Genomic DNA, 24,803 nt, shown 5'->3' with positions numbered 1-24,803 from the left:
TAAAAAATATCCACGCACCCCCTTGACAAAAGCTTTCAGAAGATACCCTCCTTTCCGCTATGGAGCGCGCCGGTGCGGACGATCTGCCGGAGGACGCCGAGCGCCAAGGTTTGGGAACCCCGGCCACCCGCGCCTCCATCTTAGAAAAGCTGGTGCAGATGGGCTTTGTGGAGCGCAGGGGCAAACAGCTACTTCCCACCAAGGACGGCCACAACCTTGCCTGCGTGCTGCCGGAGGTGCTGACCTCTCCCCAGCTTACGGCACAGTGGGAAACAGAGCTGACGGCCATTGCCAAGGGGCAGGCCGACCCGGAGGGCTTCATGGCTGGCATTGCAGAAATGACAAGGGGCCTGATCGCAAACTACTCTCAGATCAGCGAGGACGCGCAGAAGTTGTTTCAAGCCGAGCGTGTGGTTATCGGCAAATGTCCGCGCTGCGGGGAAAGCGTCTACGAGGGCAAAAAGAACTACTACTGCGGAAACCGAAGCTGCCAGTTTGTCATGTGGAAGAATGACCGATTTTTTGAGGAACGGGGCAAGGCGTTCACCCCGAAAATCGCCGCCGCGCTCCTTAAAGACGGAAAGGCAAAGGTAAAGGGCCTGCGCTCCATGAAAACCGGCAAAACCTATGACGGGACGGTGCTTTTGGCCGATACCGGCGGCAAGTATGTAAACTACCGCGTGGAACAGAGGGGCAAGAACTAAAAACAGCAAGCATAGGGAGTGTAGCCACACTCCCGGCAAAATCCCTGACCCGGCGCACCTGCCGGGCCGGGGATTTTCTCTTTGGGGAAGCCCCAAACCCCTTGTATCAGATCACCGCCATAGAAAGGATGTGAACCCAAAATGTCTTACAGCTCCTACGACCACGACGATTTAGAACCGGCCAGCACTATGCGGATCGAGCGTCGGATTTACTTTGAAAGCGGCAAGGCCGATCTTTCCGAAATGGTAAAGCTGCCCCTTGCGGAGCTTCTTTCCCTGCGGGCGGAAAGCGCCGCCGCAGAACAGGAAGTGTTTGACCGCCTGAAAGAACAGGCCGCCGCATGGGAGGAACAGGCCGGAAGAACCCTGTTTCTGGACAAAGCCCTTGAATATGCCCGGACGCTTCCCGTCACCCACACCGCAAACCAGTGGGAGGCCCCGGACGAATACCGCCATATCCGCAGCAACATGGTTTACCAGATGGATTACTCCATTTCCGAGAACACCCGGTATGACAGCGCCGCCCAAAAATCCGTCCCCTACTCGTGGACGCTCCGCTGGGGTCTTTATACCAACGCACCCCACGGAAACCCGATGGAAAAGATCGCCGGACAGGAACGGAAAGTCTTTTCCAGCCGGGAAGAACTGGACAAGTACCTGAATGGCCGGATCAAAGCCCACGACCATTACTTTACCGAAATTTCCCCGGCCATCCCCAAGGAATACGCCGACTGTTTTAAGGTCAATGGCTGCCTGCTCCCCGGCTATACCATCGAGGGGGAGGAACCGGCAAAAGCCGCAGCACTTCCCACACAGGAGGAAGCCGCACAGCCGCAACAGACCACAGCCACCCCGGAAAGGAGGGAACCCGTGAACGAAGTATTTTCCATTTTTCTTGATAACCGCGCCGAGGCGCAGACCGGCGGGCCGCATGGGTACTGGCTTTCCCTGCCGACTTCCGCCGAACAGGTACAGGAAACCTTAAAGGAAATCCATATCACCGCCGACAACCAGCAGGACTTGTTCATTGGCGACTTTTCCGCCCCGGAGGGAAAACCGCTGGAACTGCCGGAGGACTTAATCAAGACAGCCAGCGTGGACGAACTGAACTTCCTTGCTGCCCAGCTTCAAAAGCTGGACGCCGTGGAGCTTGCGGAGCTGAACGCCGTCATGCAGTCCCCGGCGAAAATGCAGACCATCGGGCAGCTTTTGGACTACGCTGAAAACACCGATTGTTTTGTCTTAATCAACGCCAAGGACAACCGCAGTCTGGGGGAATATTATCTGAATGATTCCGGGCTGTTTGTCGTTCCCGACCCGTGGAAACCGGCCATTGACACCGACCGGCTGGGAAGTTTTATCGCCAACGAGGAACAGGGAACCTTTACCGATTACGGCTATATCCTGCGAACCAGCGACGAATGGCAGCGCGTCCATGAGGGTCAGCCAGTGCCGGAGGAATACCGGGTGATGGCCTATCCTGCGCCGGAAATTCTGCGGGAGGAAAGCAAGGTGCAGCCGGAGGCGGCAACCCCCGCAAAGGCCCCGCAGCCTGTCACCCCCATTCTCTTAAACGGCCAGAACAGCGCCGAGCGCATGAAAGAGATCACCGACCGGCTGGAAACCGGCATACAGGAGCTTTTCGAGAGTGAACGCTACAAAGCCTATCTCACCACCATGTCCAAGTTCCACAGTTACAGCTTCAACAATACCCTCTTGATCGCCATGCAGGGCGGACAGCTTGTGGCAGGCTACAACAAGTGGCGGGACGATTTTCACCGCAATGTGAAGAAAGGCGAAAAGGCCATCAAGATACTGGCCCCGGCCCCGTTCAAGGCAAAAAAGGAAGTGCAAAAGCTGGACGCACAGGGCAGGCCGGTGATGGGAAAAGACGGAAAGCCTGTTACCGAAGTACAGGAAATACAGGTTCCGGCCTTTAAGATCGTTTCCGCCTTTGATGTGAGCCAGACCGAGGGAGAACCGCTGCCCTCTATCGGCGTGGAAGAACTGACCGGCAGCGTGGAACGCTACGGGGAATTCTTTAAGGCGCTGGAACAGACCTCCCCGGTTCCCATTGGTTTTGAGGACATTCCGAGCGGTTCCCACGGCTACTACCACCTGACGGAAAAGCGGATCGCCATTCAGGAGGGCATGAGCGAATTACAGACCCTAAAGACGGCTATCCACGAGATCGCCCATTCCAAGCTCCACGCCATCGACCCGGAAGCCCCGGCCATTGAGCAGGCCGACCGTCCCGACAGCCGCACCCGCGAAGTGCAGGCCGAAAGCGTGGCCTATGCCGTCTGCCAGCACTACGGGCTGGACACCTCCGATTATTCCTTTGGCTATGTGGCCGGTTGGAGTTCCGGCAAGGACTTGAAAGAGCTGAAAGCCTCCCTTGAAACCATCCGGGCCACCGCCCATGAACTGATTACCACCATTGACGGCCACCTTGCCCAGCTTCAGAAAGAACGGCAGGCCCAGCAGGAGCAGCCGCAGGCCGCACCGCTGGAACAGGCCGCCGAGCAGCCAGACCCGGACAGCGTATTTTCCAAGCTGCCCCCGGAGCAACAGCAGGAAATGACCGCCAGCGTAAAAGCCATGCTGCAAACCCTCATTGACGCGGATTTGAAATCCACCGGCGAAGTGTCGCAGGGAACCAAGGAGGCGGCGCAGGCGCAGGGCTTTACCATTGCCGGGGATGGAACGCTGGAACAGGCCAAAGCCCCGCAGGAGGCCGCCTACCGTCTGGAAAGCGGCGAATATCTGTATATCCAGACATCAGAAACCGGCTACGATTACACGCTGTACGGTCCCGACTACAAAGAACTGGACGGAGGCCAGCTTGACAATCCCGACCTGTCCCTTGCGGAAGCCGGAAAAGAAATCCTTGCCATCCATGAGCGACCGGCTGGGACAATAGAACCCCTGACCGGCGACGGGCTGGATGATTTTCTGGAAGCAACCGAACAGGCCAACGCCATTCCCCAGCCGCAGGCGTGGAATGGGATCGACGGCCTTTTGAATGGAAAGCCGTTCATGCCGGAGGCGTCCCCGGCTGACCGGGCTGCCGCTCTGATTGAACTGGCAGAGAAAAACGCCCCGCGTTTGGGCAGCGAGGAACGGCAGTTGATCGTGGCCTATGCCGAGGCCGTGGGCGATAACGACAAGGTAATCGGGCTTATCAACCGCCTGTGTGAACAGGGCTATGAGCTGCAAAAGGGCCAGATGGATTCCTTTGTGAAAAGCGAGATCGAAAGTGAGATTGCCGTTGCAAACGCCAAGCGGCAGATCGCCCAGAATCCGGCAGCGGAGCCAGTTGTCACGATCCTTTGGAGTGAAAGCCCCCATCTGAAAGACGGCCAGCAAATGCCGCTGCATGAAGCCGAGGCCGTTTTTAAGGAGCTGGACAGCGCCAGACGCCATGAACGGGAGCAGCCGGGCTATACGGGCCATTGGTACGACAAGACCAAGTTCCGCATTGATTTTACCATGCAGGGCCAGCCGGACAGCTACGAGGGACGGCAGGACTTTGGCGACGGGGACGGTTCCCTGATCCAGCATATCCGGGGCTATCACGAATACTACGCACAGGATGAAAGCTGGAAAAACCATGTGCTGCACCATGAGGGGCCGGAGGCATGGGAGGCGGACAAGGCCCAGCGGGATATGCTGCTGCATGAGTTCGTCCCATATATGGAGCTGCATTGCAATCTGGCCACTATGGAGCAGGAGGCCCGGCGTCCCCTGCGATCCGGGGAAACCCTGACGCCGGAACAGACCGCTTATTTCAACGCGGTTTTGGACTATGTAAAAGAGTGCCGCCCGCTTCTCAATCAGGGCCAGTACCACTTGCCGGAGCCGCCGCAGCTTGCCGACTTCGACCAGAGCTTGCAGGACTACAAAAAACAGATCGAGGCAGAGCTGGAACAGGAGGCCGCCACTGCCGGGCTGACGGTGGAGGAATATGTTGCCTCTGACTATGAGGCCCCGGCGCAGCCCAACTTTTCCATCTACCAAGTGCCGCCCGGCCCGGAGGGGCGCGACTTCCGCTATCGTTCCTATGAGGAATTGCAGGCGGATGGGCTTTCGGTGGACAGGAAGAATTACCAGCTTATCTACTCCGCGCCGCTGGACAAGGACATCACACTGGACGAGATTTACCGCCGCTTCAACATGGAACATCCCGCCGATTACAAGGGACATTCCCTCTCGATGGGGGATATTGTGGTGTTCCGGCAGGATGGAAAACAGACCGCCTACTATGTGGACGAGGGGGCCGACTACCGGCAGGTGCCGGAGTTTTTCGCCCAGCCGGAAAAGCAGCTCACGCCGGACGAGTGCATGACCGGCGAACAAATCCAGACGCCGAGAGGCCGTTTCTATCTGACCGACAGGAGCCGGGAACAGATGGAGGCCGCCGGGTATGGATTCCACCACCAGTCGGAGGACGGCAGGTATCTTATTATGGCAAACGGCACAAGAGCCTTTGCCATCCCCGCCCAGCCAGAAAGCCATATCAAGACGGCGGAAATGTCCACCGAGCAGAACTACAACATGATCGACGGCATGATGAACAACGCCCCGTCTATGGAGGAACTGGAAGCAAGGGCAAAAGCCGGGGAACAGATTTCCCTTTTGGATGTGGCCGAGGCAACCAAGGCGGAGGCCAAAAAGCCCAAGCAGACCCAAAAGACAACGCAGAAACAAAAGAAGCCGTCCATCCGGGCGCAGCTTGCCGCCGCCAAGGAGGAGCAGAAAAAGAAGCCCCCGGCGCGGGAAAAATCAAAAGAAATGGAGGTATGAGGAATGTATTTCACCGTGGAAGAAGAAAACCTGATCTGTCTGTACCACAACGCCGACCGCCGCAGGACGGCGGCAAATCTCCGGGCAGCTTTGCCGGACATGGACAAGGAAATGGCAGCGCTGGCCTGCCAGACCGCCGATAAGTTGGACACCATGAGTGACGCCGACTTTGCGGCGCAGCGGTTCCACTTCACAGACGAATAAGCAAAACGCCGGGCGCGGAGGTGTCAAAGCCTCTGCGTCCGGCGCTTCTTTTTTGTCCATTTTTCCGCATTTAGAACCCCGTTTTGAGGGGAACAGGATAACTTTATCCACCTGCCTGCCGACCATGCGGAAAAACCCTTGATTTCCGTGGACTTTTATCGCCCTAAATGCGTAGACTTGACTTTTGGGGACTTCTTAACTATAATAATACTCAAGCAGGGGGACTACCTTGTAGTTGAGAAGGTTAAAACCTGACCCTTTGAACCTGTTGGCTAATACCAACGCAGGGAGCTGAAGAATACAGATTCGTATTTTTTGGACATTCTCTGTTTTGGGAATGTCCTTTTTTAATTGAATAAGATATGATATGTGTTTGCGAGGGAACTGAACAAGTTGAAAAAGGTAAGACCTGACCTCTGGACCTGTCGGCTAATACCGGCGTAGGGAAGCAATTTCTTACGCTCGTATTGCGTCTGAAAGAGCTTCTAATTGTTTTAGAGGCTCTATTTTTTTATCTTAGGAGGATCAAACATGGCATTTATGAAAGACATCTTAACCCACAACATCCCCATTTGGGAAGAATGTGCAGCTACCCCATTTGTGCAGGAAGTGCAAACTGGAAAGCTACCTCTTGAAAAATTCAAGAGATATATGATTCAGGATAGTATCTATCTGAAAAACTATGCCCGCATATACGGAAAGGCAATTTTTCATGCTGCTACATTAAGAGAAATTCAGCTTTACTACTCCATGCTGAACTTTGTAAATGATACGGAATCGGAAGTGCGGCTGGATTATCTAAAGCAATTTTGCATAACAGATGATGATATTGAACTGATCGCCCCTTTGCCTGAAAATCAAAATTACATTGATTTCATGTTTGAGATTGCGTCACATGGAAAGAATGAAGAAATTTTAATGGCGGTTCTTCCCTGTATGCTAAGTTACAGCTATATATTCCGCAAATTGGCGGCTGTTCCTACAAGCAGACAGTCAAGATATTGGGACTTTATCAAAGATTATGCGGATGAACAATATGCAGAAAGCTGCAAAGAATGGTCTGCTTTTGCAGAGCATAAATGTGCCGGGTTATCAGTAGCAAATAAAAAGTATCTGGCTGATATTTTTGAAAAAGCAAGTTTGTTAGAGCTTGCTTTTTGGAAGATGGCCTATCGGAACGAGAGAATGGAGGAAAATGCAAAATGAAAAAAGTATTGTCCATTGCCGGATCAGATTGCAGCGGAGGTGCAGGTATTCAGGCTGATTTGAAAACTTTTTCTGCTCACGGTGTATTTGGAATGAGTGTTATTGTTTCTGTTGTTGCAGAGAACACCAGCCGTGTTATCGACATCCAAGATATTACCCCGGATATGATTGAAAAACAGATTGACGCCGTATTTGAAGATATTGAAGTGGACGCAGTAAAAATCGGTATGCTTTCTACACCAGAATGTATGAAAGCGGTGGCAAAGAAACTATTACAATATAAGCCCCAAAATGTCGTAATCGACCCGGTTATGTATGCCAAAAATGGCTGCCCATTGATGAATCCTACGGCGGTTTCCACCTTGATAGACACAGTAATTCCACTGGCCGATGTACTTACTCCGAATATTCCAGAGGCAGAGAAAATAGCGGATATGCAGATTTCCACAGTTTCAGATATGGAGGCTGCCGCAAGAAAAATATATGCCATGGGTTGTAAGGCGATTGTTGTCAAGGGTGGACATCATATAGGAAATGCTGTTGATGTCCTATTTGATGGAGAAAATTTCTACCATTTTGAAACATCCCGCATTGATACGAAAAATACTCATGGGACAGGCTGTACCTTTTCTTCTGCAATCGCTTCCCAGCTTGCAAAGGGAAAAAGTGTTCCGCTTGCAGTCGAATCTGCAAAGGCTTATGTCACAATGGCAATCGAACACTCTCTTGCGATTGGAAAAGGCTGTGGCCCGACGCACCATTTCTACGAATTGTATCAGCATGGTTTATCTAAAGAATAGGCAGGTGCAAAATGAACTTTGATTATACACTTTATCTTGTTACTGATCGTCAACTAATGAGCTGCGATAGCCTGACAGAAGCGGTAGAACAGGCAATTTTAGGAGGCTGCACAATGATACAACTCCGAGAAAAAGAATTGTCCTCATTAGAATTTTACAATCAGGCTGTTGCCGTGAAACAGGTTACGGATAAATACCATATTCCCCTTATCATAAACGACCGGATAGATATTGCAATGGCTGTGCAGGCTACGGGGGTACATATTGGACAGCATGATTTACCTGCGGCTGCCGTCCGCAAAGTAATTGGGGAAAATATGCTGTTGGGAGTATCTGCATCTTCCATTGCAGAAGCAATACAGGCACAACAGGATGGTGCAGATTATTTGGGAGTTGGCGCAATGTTCCCTACTGGAACTAAAACCGACGCTGATTCTGTATCAATGGAAGAATTACAGAAAATCCGCGCAGCCGTTTCTTTGCCGATAGTTGTTATTGGCGGTATCAATAAGGGAAATGCAGGGCGTTTCAAGCCCATGGGAATTGACGGGCTGGCTGTTGTATCTGCCATCATAGCGCAGTCTGATATAAAAGCTGCTGCTGCGGAACTGAAAGATTTATTTTGCGGAAAGGAAAAGAAACATGGATTTTAATGCGGCAATCTTTGATTTAGATGGAACAATTCTGGATTCAATGGATGTATGGGAGCATATAGATATTCAGTTTTTGAAAAAGAGAAATCTTCCCGTCCCGGAAAATTATGTAACTGAAATATGTGCAAGGAGTTTTGAGGAAGCCGCACAATATACCATTGATCTTTTTGGATTGCAGGAAACGGTAGAGGGAATTATTGAGGAATGGAATAATATGGCGGTCGAGGAATACAGTAACCATGTCGGTCTGCTGCCCCATGCCCTTGATTATCTTCTGCGCTTAAAAGAACATGGAATAAAACTTGCAGTTGCTACGGGGTTGCCGGAAAAGCTCTATATTCCATGCTTAAAGAACAATTCTATTTTAGAATTATTTGACGCTCTATGTTCAACAGATGAGGTTCAGCGGGGAAAAGAATATTCGGATGTCTTTGAATTGGCCGCAAGAAAATTAGGGGTTGCACCTGAACACTGTATTGTGTTTGATGATGTGCTTCCAGCAATTAAAAGCGCAAAGGCAGCCCGTATGTTAGCAGGTGGGATTTATGATAAGTATTCCGCAGATCAGCGTACAGAAATAGAAAGGATTGCGGATATTTACTTACTTGATTTTCGGCAAGCACCGATCCCACACAAAGAGGTATGAAAATGGAAAAATGGGATTTATATAATGCAAAACGGGAAAAGTCTGGAATAACAATGTGCCGTGGAGAAATCATACCCAAAGGGCTGTATCATTTATCTGTGAGTGTATGGATCGTCAACCAGCAGGGGCAGTATCTTTTATCACAGCGGCATCCGAAAAAGCAATACCCTCTTTATTGGGAATGTACGGGTGGTTCTGTATTTTCCGGGGAAACCAGCTTGCAAGGAGCAATCCGAGAGGTAAAAGAAGAATTAGGAATACTGCTTACTCCCGGAAGTGAAAAATTGATTTATCAGACCAGACGGGAAAATGTGCAGGATTTTTACGATGTTTGGCTGTTTCATAGGGATATAAAGATTGAAGAAATGCGTTTACAGGAAACAGAAGTTGTAGATGTTCAATGGGTAAGTTCAGATAAGTTATTTGAGATGTTTCGCCTGAAACAACTGCATCCCCTGATTACCTATGTAGATCAGTTAATAGGCTGAAAAAACGCCGGGCGCGGAGGTGTCAAAGCCTCTGCGCCCGGCGCTTCTTTTTTGTCCATTTTCCCGCATTTAGAACCCCGTTTTAAGGGGAACAGGATAACTTTATCCACCTGCCTGCCGACCATGCGGAAAAACCCTTGATTTCCGTGGACTTTTACCGCCTTAAATGCGTAGACAGGAGGTATCTTTTCCGCTGGCGTTCCGCCTCTTTCTTCCGGCGCACCTGCACCGCACAATCCGGGCAGTATTTAGCCCGGTTGGAGTTGGGAGTAAACGCCGCCCCGCAGACGGCGCAGCGTTTGATTTCGTCCCGGCCTTTGGTGATCTCGGCGCACAGGGCCGCGTCCAGCGGCAGGACGGCTACCTTGAACCACCGGCACAGCAGCGAATAGGAAATACTCTGCACACAGACACATTCCTCCCCATCGTCCAGCAGGAGGCAGTTTCCGTTACAGTAGTTGCAGCACTCATGGGTGAGCCTGCGTGCCTTGCGGTATTGGGGGTAACTCATTCTCGGTATGTTCATCGTTCCTGCGTATGCTCCTTTCCCGGCGCTGTCCGCAAAATGCTGTCTATATTCTGTTTGACAATGCCGTATTCTTTCAATTTCTGTTTTGCTTCGCTGTACTGTGCGGACAGCCGTTCCCGTTCTGCGTCCAGCTTTTTATACTCGGTTTTGAGGGCGTACAGGTTGGGGAGCTTTGTGACCCCGGCCTCTTTGAGCGTCTTTGCCGCCGCCTCATACAAGATCAGTTGGCTTTCATGCTGCCGCCGGAACGCGGCCTTGTCTTTGGCGTTTCGCAGTTCCAGCGCCACAGGCCGGAGCTGCTTGTAGGCGGAGAGGTTTTTTATCAGCAGCGCCATATCCCCAAGGCGGCGTTCCGCGTCTTTCAGGGCGGAGGCCGCCGCGTCGTTTGCCGCGCTGATCTCGGCCAGCCTGCTTTCCAAGCCCTCGTAGCTGTCAATCTGGTGTTCTGTGATGAAGTTTAAGGAATTGGCGGCCTGCTTCAAGTTGTGCAGCTTCGCCCACCGCGCATAGCCCGCCGACTGCTGGGCCTTGATACTGTCCTCCAAGGCAATCCGCAGGGAGATTTCCCCGGCGCTTCTTCTGCGCGACCCCCGGTCAATGGCAATGCCCTTGATCCGCTGGGTGATCCGTTCCTCGGTGTAATCCTCCCCCAAGGTCTTGCAGCGGGTGAAGCGTTCCTGTCCGGGAGCGCGGAATGAAATAAACTTGCCCTGTTTGACTTCATAGCCCTGCGCCTCCATGAGCCGCAGAAAACTATTAAAGTCTTTGGCCTGCGGGATGGCCGCGTCAATGGCAAGTTTCAGTTTTGCTTTCCAGCTCTTGCCCTTTTTCTGTGCGTCCCACTCGGCATAGGTTTTGCCCTTGTCTTTGCCGGGCTTTACCACAGACAGGCCGTGTTCCTTGCACAGCCGGTCGCTGGTTCGCCGGATAAAGGCGTAGCTTTGGCGGTTGGAAATGTACTTGCGCTGGTTCGCCATATCCACGGCGCAGAAAATGATGTGGTTATGCAGATGGCCCTTGTCGATGTGGGTGGTAATCACATAGGGGTATTTGCCTTGCAACACTTCATCGGCAAGCTGCCGCCCGATCTCATGGGCCTGCTCCGCCGTGGTTTCCCCCGGTTCAAAGGCTTGTATCAGGTGGTGGGCCAGATTGTTGCCCTTTTGGTACGCCTGATCTAACAGCATTTGAAATTCAATATCCGCTGTTTCATAGGAACAGCCATAGGAAGAAACGAACAGCTTTTCATCGGTCTTGTCCGGGTTCTCGATGTAGTCCAGCGCCTTTTTCAGCGTTGACTTGATAGGATGGATCTTTGTAACTGCCATATCTGTGCCAGCGCCCCCTTGATGTCCTCCAAGTCCTGCGCGTACACAGTCCCGGTACTGTTGATACGCCTTGCAATCTGGTTGATGTTGACGCCGATTTTTTGCAGCTCTGCGGTCTGCGCCCGGACGGGGCCGGTGTCGATATGGACGATATAGCCGTCAATCAGCATTTTCCGGGCGTAGGCAGAAAAGTTCTTTGTGCCAAGCTGGGCCATCTTCTGTTGGATCAGCGCCCGTTCCTCCGGCGTCACCGGGACGCGCAGCACAAACTTCCGTTTTCGGTTTGCCACTTTCTCACCTCCATTCATTCAGGGGTTTGGGGACTTCCCCAAGATACAAACGGGAAGCCGTTTGCCGGGAGTGTGGCTACACTCCCTATGCTTGCTGTCTTTGTTCTTCTTCCCCTAAAAAGCGTTCTGACCCCAAGGAAATACCCGCAAAATCCCGGTTTTTCCGAAAACCGTACAAAAAAAGAGAGGGCGCAGCTTGCGTCCTCCCAAAAACAAAACAGAGGGTTGTCATGCACCCTCCGTTTCGTCATTCTTCTGTTGAATTTGAATGGCCCCGTCAATCGCGCCCTCGATGACCGGCAGAAATTCTTCCGGGCAGAGTTTCAGCTTGTGGCTGACCCGCTGCCGCTGTGCGCTTTCCTCCCGCATAATCTCCGGGTTAAAATACCGTTCCACGGGAAGCCCGCAGATTTTGATAAGCTGTATGATAACCGGCAGGCTGGGAATCGTGCCGTCATTTTCGATGTTGGCAAGATAGCGCCAGTCGATATTGACCTGTTCTGCCAGCGTCTTACGCGATAACTGCTTGACTTTCCGCGCCTCTTTTACATCAGCGCCGAAAGTTTCAAAGCCGGGACAATCTTTGATATTTGCCATATAGCACCACCCATCTACATTGTATATTTCATATTTTCTCAATGGAATGTTGCTATATGCAGGAAGATTAAACTTTATAATTCATATTTTGTGCCTTGTACGGAAAAGCGGGCTATCCTATAATAAAGAAAAAGCACTTTTTTGAAAAAATCCGTCCGCTGTAACATTTCGCGGACATTTGGGGTTTACAATGGCCTTATCAAATATGGAGGTGATACAACTATGACATGGCCTTTTGAGAATGACACCAGCGCCATTGTAAAAAAATTAGCAGATCGAAGCATGAAAGCGGATAAAAGACGCAATGCGTTTATTATCATAACGATTGCTTTTGCAGTTAGTTTGATGATGGTATTAGCACTATATAATCTCGGAACAGACCGTGAAAATAGGCTTTATCTGCAAGGACGCTACCAGAGCAGTTTTATTAACAGTACCAGTACCGTCTTTGAAAAACTGGAACATAACAACCAGATTGAATCAGTCGGCAAAGAGGCTGCAATGGGAACGAGCCGTATCAATGACTACACTTTGGATGTGTATTACAGAGATCAAAATGCACTTGAACTAAAAGGCGTTACCGACTTACTGGGAAAAATGCCGGAGGCAGAAAATGAAATCATTGTGGAACAGTCCTATTTGGAGCATTTAGGGCTTCCGGTTCAACTGGATCAGACCGTTACACTGGATATGCCTTTTGGAGAAAATCAGACATATCATGTTTGCGGCATTATTCAAAGCAGAAATGTGTCCCGTATTTATCAAGTCATTGTATCGAATGGCTTATATAGCCGGTATGGAAAAGCAAACTGTTACGATCTTTTGGTTCGCTTGAAAAATACCGAAAATATGGACAGCGAAACTTTGAAGCTGTTGATAAACGAAATTGCGGAACAAAGCGGTGTACCTGAACAGTATGTTATGTATAGCTCTACTTATTTTGGATTGGCAGAAGAAAAATCCACGCAGGAGTTATTAGTGATTATCGGAGCAAGCAGTTTAATTGTACTGGCCTGTTCTTTGGTTATTTACAGTCTGTTCTACATTTCTGTTATCGGGAAAACACATGAGTATGGCAGACTGCGTGTGCTGGGGGCTACATCGGTTCAGATCAAGCGTATCGTGCGAAAAGAAAATTTTTTGTTATCCTGTGCTGCAATTCCTATCGGCGTTGTATTGGGAAGTGTTTTGGGCTATTGTTTCGTGCCGGACGGCTGGCATTGGATGACTACACTGGAATGTGCCGTTGTGATTGCCCTTGTTACAGAAATTGCCTTGAAAATTGCTGTCCATACCCCTGTAAAGAAAGCCTCTATGGTATCGCCTATTGAGGCGCTGCGAATCAATACGACTGATACACCGGCGACAGAAAAAACGCGGATCGAACATCGAAAAATCACGCCATCTTCGCTTGCCCGAATGAGCTTTGCCCGGAACAAGAAAAAAGCTATACTAACCGTATTGTCTTTGGGATTTGCCGGAGTTTTACTGATGTGTGCCGCCACCTACCTTAATTCAACTGATGTAGAAAGCATGGCAAAACAGCAATTTGCAAATGGCGACATTGTACTTTCCCTTGATCCCGCCAACACAAATGCGGAAGATCGCCCCGCCGGGATCAATGCACTTCAAACGAAAAATCCATTGGATGAAGTTTTGGAAGAAACGATTTCAGATATGAATGGCGTAAAGAATATTGAATTTATACAGGGCTGTGTTTCAAATATGGAATTTCCCACTCCTTTCAAGGATGGTAACAGCCATTTCTTTACCCAAATTGGAATCCCCGAAAATCAGTACGAGGCCTTTTCACAAGGACTAATTGAGGGAACCGCAGACCGCCAGAAACTTATCAACGGAAAAGGAGTTATCGTAGATAATTCCGCCAAGCTGTTAAGCGACTATTATAATTACACTCCTCAAATTGGCGATATAGTCAAAGTGGAAACAGCGGATGGACAATGGGAAGAATTTACTGTAATGGGGATTGGGAAAGCTCCTAATCTCGGTGGGGATTCAGCTTCTTTCTATTTTCCGCAGGAACTCTTACCTATGATGAAAGAAAATGTTTCCAACTTCAACATAACCTGCATTGTAGATGTGGAAAGAGATCAGCTTACAGAAGTTGAGAATAAGATTTTCCAGTTGGCGGAAAATCGTGGAGGTATAGAAGTTTTCAGTATCAGCGATATTATTACTTATCTGCAAGAGGAAATGAATAACATAAAAATGCCGTTATACGGATTGGTATTTTTCATTGCTGTTTTTGGGCTAATCAGCCTTATCAACACGCTAATGACAAACATTATATCAAGACAGCAGGAATTTGGTATTTTACAGTCTGTGGGATTGAGCAGTAAGCAATTCTCCAAAATGCTGCAAACAGAATGTTTCTATTATGTTTCTGGTACGGCTATTCTAACTTTAACGATTGGAACTTTAACAGGATTTGTACTTTGCAAAGTTTTCAATCAGGTTGGGACATTCGGGACATTGACTTATCATTTTCCAGTTTTAGAAATAAGCATATATTTTGTAGCGCTTTTCTTCATACTGGCAGCTTACTCCGTTTTCTCTGTACGATATAGCAAAAGACATCCTGTGATCGAGCGCATTAAAACAATGGAGTAAATTTTCCTTTATCAGAAAATTGTGTTTTCTGCAACTAAGGACATTTGCCTGTTATACTATCTGCAAAAAGCAAAGGAAGTGAGGATATGAAGCAGATTTTAATTGTCGAGGACGACAGTTTTTTGAATAAGATGTTGGCCTATAACCTGACCGCAGACGGCTACGGCGTGACTTCTGCCCTAAACGCCAGAACCGCAGCCGAAGCCATACGCCAGCGGGAATTTGATTTAGTGCTGCTGGACATCAACCTGCCGGACGGCAACGGTTTTGAACTGTGCAGGCTAATAAAGCCCCAGCACCCGGACACCATCATAATTTTCCTGACCGCCAACGATCAGGAGAGCGACCAGATACGGGGTTATGAGGTGGGCGCGGTGGACTACATCACAAAGCCCTTTGTGATCAGAGCCTTGCAGCGAAAAATCAAAGCCATGTTCGCCATGCTGGAACACCACAAACCAGCTAAAGACATTTACGACGATGGACGGCTGTTTCTGGACTTTTCAGAGCAGATGGCTTCCTTAAATGGAAAGCCTCTGACTCTATCCCCGATGGAGTACAAAATGCTGAACCTGTTTCGCAAAAATCCCCGGCAAGTGCTGACTCGTGGACAGCTTTTGGAAAAGCTGTGGGATATAGACGAGAAGTATGTGGACGAACACACCCTGACAACCTCCATCAGTCGGATTCGCAGCAAGATTGAATCCGACGGAGGTGCCCCCTACATCAAGACCGTTTACGGCATGGGTTATCAATGGACGGGAGGCGAGGCAAAATGAAGTTTCAAAACCTCTCGGTAAAGCGGCTGTTTGGCTGGGTGGCAATAGGACTTGTCCTCTCCATGTCCGGGATCACCATAGCCCTGTTTTTTGTGACAAAACAGACGGCGGTGCTGCTGACGGGCGGAGCGATGCTGCTGTGCGCCCTTGCAGGGATCTTTGTACTGACGCAGGCATTTGGAAAGCGGCTGTCGCAGTTTACCGTAGACCTGTGCCAAACCTTAGACCACATGATCACCGGAAACGAAGCGCCAAAACGCCCGGAGGACAGTGAAACCCAGCTCGCCAGAATCGGGCACCGGCTGGCGAGACTTTACCAGATCATGCAGGAGAACCGTCGCCGGGTGGACGAGGAACGGCAGGAGTTACAGACCCTTGTATCGGATATTTCCCATCAGGTGAAAACGCCGGTAAGCAATCTGAAAATGGCGACGGACACCCTGCTGGAAAAGCCCATGACCGAGGCGGAGCGTACCGATTTTATCCGTGGAATCCGCAACCAGACGGATAAGCTGGACTTTCTCTTTCAGGCCCTTGTGAAAACCTCCCGTCTGGAAACAGGCGTGATCCAGTTGGACAAGAAACCGGGCCGCCTCTTTGATACCGTGGCGCAAGCCATGAGTGGGATCGTGTATGTAGCGGAAAAAAAGAAAATCGCTGTATCTGTGGACTGCCCGGAGAATTTGACCTTTTCACATGACAGCAAGTGGACATCCGAAGCCCTCTTTAACCTGTTGGACAATGCGGTGAAGTATACTCCGGCAGGTGGAAAAATTACGGTGTCGGTGATACCGTGGGAAATGTATGTGGAGATCAAAGTAGCCGATACCGGCAAGGGCATTTCCGAAAGTAATCAGGCTGCCATCTTCCGGCGCTTCTATCGTGAGGAAGAAGTACACGAACAGCAGGGCGTGGGCATTGGCCTGTATCTGGCCCGCGAGATCGTAACACGGCAGGGCGGCTATATCAAAGTGGTTTCGGAGCCGGGCAAGGGTTCGGAATTTTCCATTATGTTGCCGACTAAATAAAGCACACTTATAACAGGAGAAAACACCATGAAAAAAATCAATTTTTGCAAAGCAACAACAATCATTTTAATAATCAATGTTATTTTATCTATTGTTTTATTTTTCGTTGTTCCTGATAAAATAGCAATTCAATGGGTAGGTACATCCCCCAGCAATGCAGTAGATTCTTACTATGTATTTTTGGTGCCGGTATTGTCAGTGCTTTTTGCTTTTACGGGAAAACCTATTTTTACAATGTTCCTGTTTAGATTGTGGAATAGAACTAACGAGCATTTAGTGACATACTTAAATTTGTGTCTGCAAGTTGTATTTCTTACTTGTGAAATCTATATCGGGTTATATAACTTATGTAATTTTAATGTTGCCATTAGTATAATTCTCATTGTGGAATTTATGATAAATGTGGTGATTGGATTGAAATTATTTCACAATCAATCTATCTAAAAGATTGTGTAGTATGATTCGGCGGACGACCATTTCCGGCTGTCCGCCGTGAATTTTTTTGAAATGTCCGAGCGTTGTAACATTTCACCCCGATTTTCAATGAAATTTTTTGGCCGCTGTAACATTTCGCGGACATTTGGGTTTTACAATACCCTTATCAACAAAAGTGAGGAGGCGACGCAATGGAACTGACCCCGACATTGATTTTGAATCTGGCGCTGCTGATCGTCCCGCCCGTTGCCCTTGTGCTGGTGTTCCGGCAATGGCTGGCCCGGCACATCCGCTGGACGGTTGCCTTGACTGCTCTCTGTGATGTTCTCCTATTTTGGGATGAACTGTTCTACTATGAGAGCTTCGGCCTGTTCGCTGTGCTGATTCTGGTGCAGTTGGCTGCCACCGGCGCAGCAGCGTTCCGCATTTACAACAAACAAAAAAAGGATTGAATTTTATGAGCATTTTACAGACTATCGACCTGAAAAAGTATTACGGCACAGAGCCGAACATCACCCGCGCCCTTGACGGTGTGAACTTCTCCGTGGAGGACGGCGAATTTGTGGCCGTTGTGGGAACCTCCGGCAGCGGCAAGTCTACCCTGCTTCACATGATGGGCGGGCTGGACACCCCTACTTCTGGCAATGTGATTGTCCGGGACAAAGAACTGTCGAAGATGAACGACGAACAGCTTACCATCTTTCGCCGCCGCAACATCGGCTTTATCTTCCAGAACTATAACCTTGTTCCCATCCTGAATGTGTATGAGAACATCGTCCTGCCGGTGGAGCTGGACGGGGACACGGTGGATCAGAAGTTTTTGGACGAGATCGTTCACCTGCTGGGGCTGGAAGATAAACTGAAAAATATGCCGAACAATCTTTCCGGCGGACAGCAGCAGCGTGTGGCTATCGCCCGCGCCTTGATTACCAAACCGGCTATCGTGCTGGCCGACGAGCCGACCGGCAACCTTGACAGCAAGACCAGCGCCGAGGTGCTGGGGCTTATCAAGCGCACCAGTGCGGAGTTCCGGCAAACTGTTGTGATGATTACCCACAATGACGACATAGCCCGCCTTGCAGATCGGATTGTCCGCATTGAGGACGGAAAGATTGTGGAGTAAGGAGGTGGCAGGCTATGACATGGCCTTTTGAAAATGATACCAGCGGCATAGTAAAGCGCATATCAAACCGCAGTATATCGGCAAATCGAAAAAGAAATATCTTTATTATTTTGACGATTGCACTTGCCAGCGCATTGCTATCTGCTATTGTCCTCTATGGCTTTGGGGTTATGCAGGAAACGCAGAACCGCAACCAAAAAACAGCGCAGATTATGTATCATGCGATTTCTGAACAACAGGGACAGGAACTATACAAGCAAGAAGAAATTGCGTGGGTTGGGGAATTTTTTAACGCATTTTCTGAACAGGTAAACCATTCAACCGTGAATTTTACTTATGCAAATGCAGATATGCTAAAATCCCAAAGTATGCCCTATTCGGGAGATTTACCAGCTTCGGAGAATGAAATTGTAGTGCAAGAATCCTTTTTGGATAGTTTGGGCTATTCAAATGAATTGGGACAGACAATTCAAATCCCCTTTTCTGACGGCACTACCCATGATTTCAAATTGACGGGAATCTTAGATGTGAAAACCGGCGATATTGGGCGCTATACAGCCATTATATCGAAAGAATTAGTAAGACAGCAGTATGGCGACGAGGGCATGATTGATTATTACATTGGGCTGAAAGGCGCTCAAAATATGAGCGAGGAAGAAGCCACCAACTATGCAAACACTCTGGCGCAGCAATTAAAAATTTCCGATGATAATGTGATTGTCCGTTCCACATATTTTAACTTAAAGGACGAAAATCACGGAAGCGATATGCTGTTCTATTTCTTGATTGGTTTTGTAACTTTCATTGGTTCCGGCATTGTGATCTATTCGATTTTTTATATTTCAGTAGCAAGCAGTATCCGTAACTATGGACAGCTTCGCACAATCGGAACTACAAAACGACAGATCAAAAAGATGGTTTACCGCGAGGGGAAATTACTTGCTGCCATTGCTATCCCGATTGGTCTGGTTATTGGAAATGTGATTGGGTACTTCCTGATTCCTGCCGGTTGGTACTGGCTGACTACTTTATGTGTGACGGTCGGGGTTGGCCTTTTTGCATTTATTATTGTGATGATTGCCATTCATACTCCTGTAAAAAGAGCTGCGGCAGTATCTCCGCTGGAAGCATTGCGATATTCCGATTATCAGGGAAAAATGAAAGAAAGTTCCGTGCTGCACCGTAAAATAACGCCTGCTTCACTTGCTAAAATGAATCTGTCCAGACAAAAGGCAAAGTCCACTTTAACAATACTTTCTCTTTCACTCGGCGGAGTATTGGTTGTATTGATTTCGACAATGTTAGTTTCCTATGATGGCGTTGCAGAGGCAAGAGGCAGGGCTTTCCCTGTCGGTGAATTTAACATTCAGCTCAACGCAAATCAATCGTGGGACACTGCTGGTATTTCTTTGTCTGGATTGCAGCAAAAGAATTTTCTAAATGCCGATTTTATAAATGCAGTAGAATCTATTGATGGCGTTACAGGAATCAAGCACTGGTATTACACGGACGCAGAATATCGTGTAAATGGTAATTCTGGAAAATGGATTCAGGGCTTTTGCCGAGATGAACAGCAGAATTTGGAGAAAGAGCGAATTGCGGGAACGACTGATTATGATGAACTGGTGGCAGGCAATGGAATTGTCTTGCTTCAAGAGCGTGCCGATCTCTATGATATTGAGGCTGCGTTGGGTGATACCGTCGAAGTGGACTATAAAACCGAATCCGGCCAAATTCGCACAAAGGCCTATACCGTCATGGGCATTGTAAACGAATATTCTTACTCCGGCTTCTCAAAATGCTTTGCGCTTCCGGAGCAGTTTATGAATGAAGCGACCGGGATAGATTGCACAGGTACGATTTCCGTAATTACCGATATGAAAAAATATGATACGGTTGAAGCTGCATTAAATCAACTGATAGACGGAAATAGCGATTTGGTTATGGAAACCATAAAAGAAAGTATCACTTATTATAGCGGACTTCAACAACTTTCTTTCGGGGTATTGTTGATCGTGGCTGTTATTGTTGTGTGCTTTTCTTTAATCAACCTTGTCAATACGACAATCACAAACTTCTTATCCCGTAGGCAGGAAATTGGAATGTTACAGGCGATTGGTTTGAGTAAAAAGCAGCTTATCAAAATGCTGTGCTATGAGGGGTTAATGTATTCAGTTTTTGCTACGCTGGTAACATTGGTTTTGGGGACTGGACTGGGCTTCCTATCCGTACAGGTCGTTGTGAAAACGATGAATCCATACTTTTACTATTCATTTCCGTGGCTGATCGTATTGATATATTTAGCAATCCTGCTGATTGTGCAATTCACCTTGATTTCTTACACAACTGGAAATCTGAAAAAGCAATCTCTTGTTGAGCAAATCAGGACGATGGAATAGCCGTATGGGATCGGCGGGGCGGCGTGTGCTGCCCCGCTTTTTTCGCCATTTCTCAAAGAAATTTTTGAAATGTCCGAGCGTTGTAACAATTCAGCCTGTTTTTCTGTCGAAATCAAAGGCACCTCGGACATTTGTGTAACATTTGTAGTTTATGCTTGTGGTAAATCAATATTGGGGGTGAGGACACATGAAAAAGATACTGCTGATCGACGACAGCGACACCTATACATGGTGCCTGCAAAAATACTTACAGCACCGGGGCTACCCGGTAAAAACGGCTTGTACGCTGAAAGAAGCGCGGACCGCCATCCAAGAGGAAATGCCGCTGGTGGTCTGCTGTGATCTCGACCTGCCGGACGGTTCCGGCATGGACTTTCTGGACGAGGTGCGGGCCGCAGACAAGGAGCTGCCTTTTATTCTGGCGTCCTGTCATGACAAGGACGACTACGAACAGGAAGCTATGCGCCGGGGCGCGACGCTGTGCATGGACAAAATGAAAGGACTGCTACTACAAGATAAGCTGGTGGAATACGCCTACCGGCAGTTATCCGGCGAAAAGGCCCCGACTTTTCACAAGCTGCTCTTTGTCTATGCAGAAGATACCAGCGCCGAAGTGCTGCGGGCTGCTATGCTACAAAAGGGCTTTGACCTGATTCTGGTTTCCTCGATTTGGGAAGCCAAGCGCCGGATTTTTGAGGATAAGGAAATAGAACTGATCTTGTGCGATCTGGAACTGCCGGACGGCACAGCAATGGAGCTGTTTCATACGCTACGGCGGGTGGCGGGGATGTTCCAAATGAAGAATCCCCCTGTCCGGCTTCTGCCGTTCTTTATCCTCACCGAGAACAACGACCCTGCCACGGAATATGAATACCGGCATGAGGGCGTGAACGACTATATCACCGCCCCGGTCAATATCCCGGAGCTGATCCGGCAGGTTCTGTTCTTTGTGGAATGAAACGAGCCTACATATTCAAACATCTGCCTCCACAGCGGGGAAAAGAAAAAAACCGCTGACGGGCAGAGGATTTCGTGCGCTTTCCTGTATCACTGACGGATACGGCGGTTTTGAGTAGATCAAGGCCGCCGTTTTTTTGCTTCGACGACCCCTGCACCGTGTTCTGGCATGGCGGCTTTAGGAGGGAGCCGCTATGCAACGAAAACTACTTCGACAAAATCCGACAGGGATTAGCCTGTCAAAAAAAGCCGTCCCCCGGCAGCGGGGACAAGCGGCTGTGCGTATGTACTATACCATGTAGGGAAAGAACATATTGCTTTTTGTTTCGCCCTGTGGGTCTTTGACCTGCCGGGCGAATTTTGTTGTTTCCTGCGGCCTGCTATCCGGCGCAAAAAGAAATTTCAAAAAAGTGAAAAAAGGAGGCGTTTAGCGGGCAGCCAGAGAGATTCCATTCGCTCTATTGGCGGAAAGGGAGAGAACCACCACATCCCCCATAGAAAGGGGGTGAGAAGATGGAAGCGATCCCCCGCAAATACGGTGAATGGAGCCAGTTTGACCGCTACTGCAAGCTGGTTCTGTACCATGAGGCGATAGATTATCTGCGGGAAATGAAGTGCCGCCGCGACCGTGAAGTGTCGCTGGACGCTGTTTCCCCGGCTGATTGGGACAAGCTCTCGACCGTAGATCGGTATTCCTGCGACAGCTTTACATTCAGTTCGCATGGCTATGACCTACATATCGACAACGAGCTTGTGGCCGAAGCGTTTGCCAGCCTGCCAAAAGACGAGCAGAGTATTTTGATTCTCCGCTTTGTTCTGGATTTGACTGACGAAGAAATCGGCCGCCTGATGGGAATGTCCCGCAGCGCAGTACAGCGCCACAGGACAAGCACCCTGAAAGACTTGCGTATAAAATTGATGGCGTTCATGCCGGAGGGAGGTTAAACGCGGATGAAGCAATCCAGTTACAAGGGCAAAAGCCCTCTGCCGGATTTTGTGATCGACGCGGCCTGCGCCGGTAACGCCGAAGCCGTGGAGCGTGTCTTGCAGCATTACGACGGCTATATCAATAAGCTGTGTACCCGGACGCTCTATGACGGCAGCGGCCAGCCTCATATCTGCATTGACGAGTATATGAAGCGCCGATTGCAAATCAAGCTGATCCATTCCATCGTTAGTCCCATTGGCGACTGACGGTTAAGGCCCCGGCCATAGACAGGCGGCTTTCCCTTTCCCCGCCTGCCTGTTTTCCTGGCGGCCCCTTTGCTCCTTGACAAATACGCCCGCAGGACAATGGCGGCGCGTCATAGGGCAGACGGATACATTCTGTCTGTGCCGAGCCGGGCGGCAGGTGCGCCAAGAGGCTTTCCCTCATTGGGGTAAGCGGAGCGATTTTACCGTGCCGTAAAGCAGGTGTGGCAGCCTGCGGGCGACGACGCGCAGATAGGACAATGATACTCCCTTGCCGTCGTAGTCCGAGCGTTTGAAGCGTCGCAGGCAACGAGCAGGGCCGCGTGAGAACCACGCGGGGGTGAGATTCCCGTGGAGCTGTGCCAGCAGCCGTCCGTTCTTTTCTGCCCACTTTCACAAAAACAACCTTTGTTTTGAAAAGAAAGGGGGCCTTGTTATGAGTAATAACGATGTGCCTATTTGGGAAAAATACACGCTTACCATTGAGGAAGCGTCCAAATATTTTCGGATTGGGGAAAACAAACTGCGTCGGCTTTCCGAGGAAAACCCCACCGCTGGCTGGGTGATCCTGAACGGCAACCGCATCCAGATCAAGCGGAAGCAGTTTGAAAAAATCATTGATTCCCTTGACACAATATAGTGAAAAAGGGCCTTGCGCGTGTTATAATAGGTTATAAGCGTGTCAAGGCTCTTTCCGTCATGGAAAGGAGCATGACGAAATGCCAAGAAAAGAACGAGATGAAAAAAGACGGGACAACAAAGGCCGCCTTTTGAAGTCTGGAGAGAGCCAGCGATCAGATGGAAGATACGCTTACAAATACATTAACACCTTTGGAGAACCCCAGTTTGTTTACTCATGGAAGTTAGTACCCACCGACAAAGTACCTGCCGGGAAACGGCCCTGTCTTTCCCTGCGCGAGAAAATCAAGCAGATACAGAAAGACCTTGACGACGGGATAGACACCATCGGCAAGAAAATGACCGTGTGCCAGCTTTATGAAAAGTACACCCGGCAGCGCGGGAATGTGCGGAAAGGAACCCAAAAGAGCCGCCAGCAGTTGATGAAACTTCTGTCCGAAGATAAGCTGGGCGCGGCCAGCATTGACAGCGTGAAGCTGTCTGACGCGAAAGAATGGGCCTTGCGTATGCAGGAAAAGGGCGTTGCCTACAACACCATCTGCAACAGCAAGCGTTCCTTAAAAGCCATCTTTTATATGGCCGTACAGGACGATTGCCTCCGCAAGAATCCCTTTGACTTCCAGATCAATGAGGTTATCAACGACGATACCGTACCAAAGGTGCCGCTTACCCCTACACAGGAAAACGAGCTTTTGGACTTCATGCAGAACGATCCCGTCTATGCCAAGTATTATGACGAGGTGGTGATCCTGCTGGAAACCGGGCTTCGTATTTCCGAACTCTGCGGCCTGACGCCAGCCGACCTGAATTTTGAGAAGCGCTTTGTGAATGTAGACCACCAGCTTTTGAGAAGCACCGAGGACGGTTACTATACCGAAGCGCCAAAAACAGAAAGCGGATTCCGTCAAGTGCCTATGAGCGCAGCCGCCTATGAAGCGTTTGAGCGCGTGTTGAAGAAGCGCAGGGACGGCAGGTGCATTGAGGTTGACGGTTATAAGGACTTCCTGTTCCTGAACCGGGACGGTCTGCCCAAAACCGCCGTCAACTATGACGCCATGTTCAAGTGCCTTGCCAAGAAGTACAACAAGTGCCACAAGGAGCCGCTGCCCGATGTGATGACGCCGCACACCATGCGGCATACATTCTGTACCAGAATGGCAAACGCGGGCATGAACCCCAAGGCATTGCAGTACATCATGGGACACGCCAACATTGTAATGACGCTGAACTATTACGCCCACGCTACTTTCCATTCCGCACAGGAGGAAATGGAACGGCTGCAAGCCAAGGCAAAAACCACCGCAGAGGCCAAGCCGGAGCCTGCGGCGGAAAGCGCCGAGGAAACCAAGGCGGCATAAGTAGTACGCAGA

General features: G+C 49.5%; 23 protein-coding genes, 1 pseudogene and 1 riboswitch. Of the genes and pseudogenes, 20 read left to right on the top strand and 4 right to left on the bottom strand.

The window, feature by feature from the left end; translation table 11 throughout:
- Positions 1-35: 35 nt before the first annotated feature.
- From DW724_RS08330 to DW724_RS08295, 8 genes and pseudogenes are all read left to right on the top strand, one after another.
- Positions 36-704 (top strand): annotated as a pseudogene (locus tag DW724_RS08330) (DNA topoisomerase); the annotation flags it as partial.
- A gap of 141 nt (positions 705-845) precedes the next feature.
- The gene (locus tag DW724_RS08325) at positions 846-5,510 is read left to right on the top strand and encodes an LPD25 domain-containing protein (RefSeq protein ID WP_118761184.1); all 4,665 of its coding nucleotides are present in this window, start codon (positions 846-848) and stop codon (positions 5,508-5,510) included.
- 3 nt (positions 5,511-5,513) lie between these two features.
- A complete protein-coding gene (locus DW724_RS08320; protein WP_112115376.1) occupies positions 5,514-5,714 on the top strand; it encodes a transposon-transfer assisting family protein in 201 nt (66 codons plus the stop codon).
- Positions 5,715-5,921: 207 nt separating this feature from the next.
- Positions 5,922-6,021: riboswitch (TPP riboswitch) on the top strand.
- A 224-nt stretch (positions 6,022-6,245) separates the two neighbouring features.
- Positions 6,246-6,920: a TenA family protein gene (locus DW724_RS08315; protein WP_112115377.1), complete on the top strand. Its 675-nt coding sequence runs from the start codon at positions 6,246-6,248 to the stop codon at positions 6,918-6,920.
- Positions 6,917-7,720, top strand: coding sequence for a bifunctional hydroxymethylpyrimidine kinase/phosphomethylpyrimidine kinase (gene thiD / locus DW724_RS08310; RefSeq protein WP_004611583.1), 804 nt, complete (start codon positions 6,917-6,919; stop codon positions 7,718-7,720). The genes DW724_RS08315 and thiD overlap by 4 nt, the downstream gene beginning before the upstream one ends.
- An 11-nt stretch (positions 7,721-7,731) precedes the next feature.
- Positions 7,732-8,373: a thiamine phosphate synthase gene (thiE, locus tag DW724_RS08305; protein WP_118761183.1), complete on the top strand. Its 642-nt coding sequence runs from the start codon at positions 7,732-7,734 to the stop codon at positions 8,371-8,373.
- Entirely contained in the window at positions 8,363-9,019 is a 657-nt protein-coding gene (locus DW724_RS08300; RefSeq protein ID WP_005361145.1) for an HAD family hydrolase, read from the top strand. Before thiE ends, DW724_RS08300 begins: the two co-directional genes overlap by 11 nt.
- Before the next feature lie 2 nt (positions 9,020-9,021).
- A complete protein-coding gene (locus DW724_RS08295; protein WP_233104350.1) occupies positions 9,022-9,507 on the top strand; it encodes an NUDIX hydrolase in 486 nt (161 codons plus the stop codon).
- 154 nt (positions 9,508-9,661) lie between these two features.
- On the opposite strand, the gene DW724_RS08290 is transcribed toward DW724_RS08295, so the two are convergent.
- The 4 genes from DW724_RS08290 to DW724_RS08275 all read right to left on the bottom strand — a co-directional run bounded on the left by DW724_RS08290 (position 9,662) and on the right by DW724_RS08275 (position 12,251).
- The gene (locus tag DW724_RS08290; RefSeq protein WP_112115380.1) at positions 9,662-10,033 is read right to left on the bottom strand and encodes a cysteine-rich VLP domain-containing protein; all 372 of its coding nucleotides are present in this window, start codon (positions 10,031-10,033) and stop codon (positions 9,662-9,664) included.
- Positions 10,030-11,364: a relaxase/mobilization nuclease domain-containing protein gene (locus tag DW724_RS08285; protein ID WP_118761182.1), complete on the bottom strand. Its 1,335-nt coding sequence runs from the start codon at positions 11,362-11,364 to the stop codon at positions 10,030-10,032. The genes DW724_RS08290 and DW724_RS08285 overlap by 4 nt, the downstream gene beginning before the upstream one ends.
- Positions 11,325-11,654: a plasmid mobilization protein gene (locus tag DW724_RS08280; RefSeq protein ID WP_002566656.1), complete on the bottom strand. Its 330-nt coding sequence runs from the start codon at positions 11,652-11,654 to the stop codon at positions 11,325-11,327. Before DW724_RS08280 ends, DW724_RS08285 begins: the two co-directional genes overlap by 40 nt.
- A 228-nt stretch (positions 11,655-11,882) precedes the next feature.
- Positions 11,883-12,251 carry a helix-turn-helix domain-containing protein gene (locus tag DW724_RS08275; RefSeq protein WP_102289599.1) on the bottom strand — a complete coding sequence of 123 codons (369 nt, stop codon included), beginning with the start codon at positions 12,249-12,251 and terminating at the stop codon, positions 11,883-11,885.
- A gap of 222 nt (positions 12,252-12,473) precedes the next feature.
- Here DW724_RS08275 and DW724_RS08270 point away from each other — a divergent pair, with 222 nt between their 5' ends.
- From DW724_RS08270 to DW724_RS08210, 12 genes are all read left to right on the top strand, one after another.
- Positions 12,474-14,882 carry an ABC transporter permease gene (locus DW724_RS08270; RefSeq protein ID WP_118761181.1) on the top strand — a complete coding sequence of 803 codons (2,409 nt, stop codon included), beginning with the start codon at positions 12,474-12,476 and terminating at the stop codon, positions 14,880-14,882.
- An 86-nt stretch (positions 14,883-14,968) separates the two neighbouring features.
- Positions 14,969-15,661: a response regulator transcription factor gene (locus DW724_RS08265; RefSeq protein WP_118761180.1), complete on the top strand. Its 693-nt coding sequence runs from the start codon at positions 14,969-14,971 to the stop codon at positions 15,659-15,661.
- A complete protein-coding gene (locus DW724_RS08260; RefSeq protein ID WP_117485236.1) occupies positions 15,658-16,689 on the top strand; it encodes a sensor histidine kinase in 1,032 nt (343 codons plus the stop codon). Before DW724_RS08265 ends, DW724_RS08260 begins: the two co-directional genes overlap by 4 nt.
- A gap of 27 nt (positions 16,690-16,716) precedes the next feature.
- A complete protein-coding gene (locus tag DW724_RS08255; protein WP_118761179.1) occupies positions 16,717-17,133 on the top strand; it encodes a hypothetical protein in 417 nt (138 codons plus the stop codon).
- A gap of 182 nt (positions 17,134-17,315) precedes the next feature.
- Positions 17,316-17,576, top strand: a complete 261-nt coding sequence (locus DW724_RS08250; protein WP_004611617.1) for a hypothetical protein — start codon at positions 17,316-17,318, stop codon at positions 17,574-17,576.
- Between the two features lie 5 nt (positions 17,577-17,581).
- Positions 17,582-18,247 (top strand): ABC transporter ATP-binding protein, encoded by a 666-nt coding sequence (locus DW724_RS08245; RefSeq protein WP_005362411.1) that lies wholly within the window; start codon positions 17,582-17,584, stop codon positions 18,245-18,247.
- Positions 18,248-18,261: 14 nt separating this feature from the next.
- On the top strand, positions 18,262-20,646 hold the full coding sequence (locus DW724_RS08240; RefSeq protein WP_055201458.1) for an ABC transporter permease: 2,385 nt from the start codon (positions 18,262-18,264) through the stop codon (positions 20,644-20,646).
- A 187-nt stretch (positions 20,647-20,833) separates the two neighbouring features.
- A complete protein-coding gene (locus DW724_RS08235) occupies positions 20,834-21,604 on the top strand; it encodes a response regulator (protein WP_055201459.1) in 771 nt (256 codons plus the stop codon).
- Between the two features lie 512 nt (positions 21,605-22,116).
- Positions 22,117-22,548: a sigma-70 family RNA polymerase sigma factor gene (locus DW724_RS08230; protein ID WP_055201460.1), complete on the top strand. Its 432-nt coding sequence runs from the start codon at positions 22,117-22,119 to the stop codon at positions 22,546-22,548.
- Positions 22,549-22,554: 6 nt separating this feature from the next.
- Positions 22,555-22,797 carry a helix-turn-helix domain-containing protein gene (locus DW724_RS08225; protein WP_004611627.1) on the top strand — a complete coding sequence of 81 codons (243 nt, stop codon included), beginning with the start codon at positions 22,555-22,557 and terminating at the stop codon, positions 22,795-22,797.
- A 433-nt stretch (positions 22,798-23,230) separates the two neighbouring features.
- Positions 23,231-23,434 carry an excisionase gene (locus DW724_RS08215; protein WP_055201461.1) on the top strand — a complete coding sequence of 68 codons (204 nt, stop codon included), beginning with the start codon at positions 23,231-23,233 and terminating at the stop codon, positions 23,432-23,434.
- Between the two features lie 79 nt (positions 23,435-23,513).
- Positions 23,514-24,791, top strand: a complete 1,278-nt coding sequence (locus tag DW724_RS08210; RefSeq protein WP_106999819.1) for a tyrosine-type recombinase/integrase — start codon at positions 23,514-23,516, stop codon at positions 24,789-24,791.
- The last annotated feature ends 12 nt before the right edge of the window (positions 24,792-24,803 follow it).

Origin of the sequence: Butyricicoccus sp. AM27-36 (assembly GCF_003480945.1) — a bacterium.
Classification (GTDB): Bacteria; Bacillota; Clostridia; order Oscillospirales; family Butyricicoccaceae; genus Agathobaculum; species Agathobaculum butyriciproducens.
Note: the sequence above shows the minus strand (reverse complement) of the source record. Positions and strands in the feature narration are given on the sequence as shown.

Bases quoted from the DNA above. Each gene is read 5' to 3' on its own strand.
- DW724_RS08325 (WP_118761184.1), top strand. From the start codon at position 846: ATGTCTTACAGCTCCTACGACCACGACGATTTAGAACCGGCCAGCACT.
- DW724_RS08320 (WP_112115376.1), top strand. From the start codon at position 5,514: ATGTATTTCACCGTGGAAGAAGAAAACCTGATCTGTCTGTACCACAAC.
- DW724_RS08315 (WP_112115377.1), top strand. From the start codon at position 6,246: ATGGCATTTATGAAAGACATCTTAACCCACAACATCCCCATTTGGGAA.
- thiD (WP_004611583.1), top strand. From the start codon at position 6,917: ATGAAAAAAGTATTGTCCATTGCCGGATCAGATTGCAGCGGAGGTGCA.
- thiE (WP_118761183.1), top strand. From the start codon at position 7,732: ATGAACTTTGATTATACACTTTATCTTGTTACTGATCGTCAACTAATG.
- DW724_RS08300 (WP_005361145.1), top strand. From the start codon at position 8,363: ATGGATTTTAATGCGGCAATCTTTGATTTAGATGGAACAATTCTGGAT.
- DW724_RS08295 (WP_233104350.1), top strand. From the start codon at position 9,022: ATGGAAAAATGGGATTTATATAATGCAAAACGGGAAAAGTCTGGAATA.
- DW724_RS08290 (WP_112115380.1), bottom strand. From the start codon at position 10,033: ATGAACATACCGAGAATGAGTTACCCCCAATACCGCAAGGCACGCAGG.
- DW724_RS08285 (WP_118761182.1), bottom strand. From the start codon at position 11,364: ATGGCAGTTACAAAGATCCATCCTATCAAGTCAACGCTGAAAAAGGCG.
- DW724_RS08275 (WP_102289599.1), bottom strand. From the start codon at position 12,251: ATGGCAAATATCAAAGATTGTCCCGGCTTTGAAACTTTCGGCGCTGAT.
- DW724_RS08270 (WP_118761181.1), top strand. From the start codon at position 12,474: ATGACATGGCCTTTTGAGAATGACACCAGCGCCATTGTAAAAAAATTA.
- DW724_RS08265 (WP_118761180.1), top strand. From the start codon at position 14,969: ATGAAGCAGATTTTAATTGTCGAGGACGACAGTTTTTTGAATAAGATG.
- DW724_RS08260 (WP_117485236.1), top strand. From the start codon at position 15,658: ATGAAGTTTCAAAACCTCTCGGTAAAGCGGCTGTTTGGCTGGGTGGCA.
- DW724_RS08255 (WP_118761179.1), top strand. From the start codon at position 16,717: ATGAAAAAAATCAATTTTTGCAAAGCAACAACAATCATTTTAATAATC.
- DW724_RS08250 (WP_004611617.1), top strand. From the start codon at position 17,316: ATGGAACTGACCCCGACATTGATTTTGAATCTGGCGCTGCTGATCGTC.
- DW724_RS08245 (WP_005362411.1), top strand. From the start codon at position 17,582: ATGAGCATTTTACAGACTATCGACCTGAAAAAGTATTACGGCACAGAG.
- DW724_RS08240 (WP_055201458.1), top strand. From the start codon at position 18,262: ATGACATGGCCTTTTGAAAATGATACCAGCGGCATAGTAAAGCGCATA.
- DW724_RS08235 (WP_055201459.1), top strand. From the start codon at position 20,834: ATGAAAAAGATACTGCTGATCGACGACAGCGACACCTATACATGGTGC.
- DW724_RS08230 (WP_055201460.1), top strand. From the start codon at position 22,117: ATGGAAGCGATCCCCCGCAAATACGGTGAATGGAGCCAGTTTGACCGC.
- DW724_RS08225 (WP_004611627.1), top strand. From the start codon at position 22,555: ATGAAGCAATCCAGTTACAAGGGCAAAAGCCCTCTGCCGGATTTTGTG.
- DW724_RS08215 (WP_055201461.1), top strand. From the start codon at position 23,231: ATGAGTAATAACGATGTGCCTATTTGGGAAAAATACACGCTTACCATT.
- DW724_RS08210 (WP_106999819.1), top strand. From the start codon at position 23,514: ATGCCAAGAAAAGAACGAGATGAAAAAAGACGGGACAACAAAGGCCGC.